General features: G+C 65.0%; 1 protein-coding gene. It reads right to left on the reverse strand.

Annotated features, from left to right (window positions below; all coding sequences use genetic code 11):
* Positions 1–38: 38 nt before the first annotated feature.
* Positions 39–1550, reverse strand: a complete 1512-nt coding sequence (locus MOJ79_RS19190; protein ID WP_442863149.1) for a DDE-type integrase/transposase/recombinase — start codon at positions 1548–1550, stop codon at positions 39–41.
* Positions 1551–1636 lie beyond the last annotated feature (86 nt).

Genomic DNA, 1636 nt, shown 5'->3' on the forward strand with positions numbered 1-1636 from the left:
CGTGTTGCCTCACCTCGACATGCTACCGGTCTGCCTCATCAGGTTCGCACCGTGTCTACTGATCGATCGTGCGACCTTGGCGCGGCGAATACCAAGCGGCGAGCCGCTTGAAGTCGCCATTCCTTGACGCGCCGCTGCAGTGTGCGCAGTTGTCCGTCCGTGAAGTCTTCGCCGTCCTTGCGGAGCCGCTGCAACAACGCCTTGGCGGTCTGATCCGGTTCGCTCTCCAGCCACAGCGCGACGCGCGGCCAGACAGCTTCGAACGGATCTGGGCGTGTGCGCCAGTAGCGTTCGGGCTTCGCATCGCGCCGATGTGTCGGCCGAACCTCTCCGCTCTTCCAGGCGCGAGCAAGTTCCTTCAGGAACCGATCAAGATCGGCATCGCGATGCGGCAGCACGTGCAGCGTCTCGCCTCGTTGCAGACCAGCGATGTGGTGCTGGACGGCCCGGATCTCGTCGAGCAGGCGCAGAGGGTCGAGCGTGATCATGACGGCCGTGAGCTTGTCCTTGGTCGACTGATCGATGTCCTTCGAGGCCATCAATCGCTCGCACGGGGTCTGGGGCAGTTGGTAGCGCTTGTGTACCCGCGCCCCCTGCCGCTGCTTCTCGAGCAGCTTGAACGACGGCTGGAAGAAGTTGACGAACAGCCGACTCGCCGCGTACAGGCGCTCCAAAGCTTCGACGCCGCGAAGTCCCTCGAGCCGTCCGTGCCCCACGAGCCGTCGCACGACGGCGCCGTTCTTCTGTTCGACCCAGGCCTGGTCGTTCTTCCTGTACGGCCGCGAGCGCGTGAACTCGATGCCGTGCCTCGTGCAGAACGCGACCAGGGCGTCGTTGATGAATTCGCTGCCGTTGTCGCTGTCGATGCCGCGCATCGCGAACGGCATCGTCGTTCTCAATCGCTCGAACGCGTCGGCGACGAGTGCACTGTCGCGAACGAGCAGTGGCACGCACTCGATCCAGCCGCTGGCGATGTCGGCCAGCACGAGAGTGTGGGCAAAGCTGCCCTCGACGCGATCACCGCAGTGCGCGACCAGATCGACTTCGGCGAACCCAGGCTTCGGATCATCCCAGTCCGCAAACGTCCGTACCGGTATGCCTTGTGCGACGCGCGGCTGTTGCCTGCGACGCCGTTGCTTGCCTGCGGATTGCCGCCTTGGGCGCAGTAGACGATCGATCGTCGCAGCACTGGCGCTGAGCACACGCTGGCGCACCGTCTCGTCGAGCGCGAGGTGACCATGCCGTTCGAGGGAGGGCACCAGTACGGGCAGCAGCGCCTTCAGTCGCTTGCCGCAGATCCGATCGGCTGCCTCCCACAGCACGCCGATAGCCTCGCGTACGGCGTCGTCGTAGACCGGGCTCCGCGACGTTCGGCAAACGTACTCTGGCCCGCTGCGGCCAAGCACCCGGATGGCGTGCTTGCAGTGGTACCCGGTCACCGCGACGAACTCGTCGAGGATACGTGCCTTGTCCGCCGCGGAGCTCTCGCGGTAGCGCCGCCGCAGCGCGTCGATCAGTTCGCGTCGAGACTGCTTGCTGAGCTTGGCCATGTTGCCTCCATTGCCTGCCACCATCGGGTAGCAAGTTTCGTGAGGCAACGCCCGCCTGCAGGTAACGGTTCAGGCGATGCAATGCG

Source organism: Calidifontimicrobium sp. SYSU G02091, from assembly GCF_022631395.1.
Classification (GTDB): domain Bacteria; phylum Pseudomonadota; class Gammaproteobacteria; order Burkholderiales; family Burkholderiaceae_C; genus Calidifontimicrobium; species Calidifontimicrobium sediminis.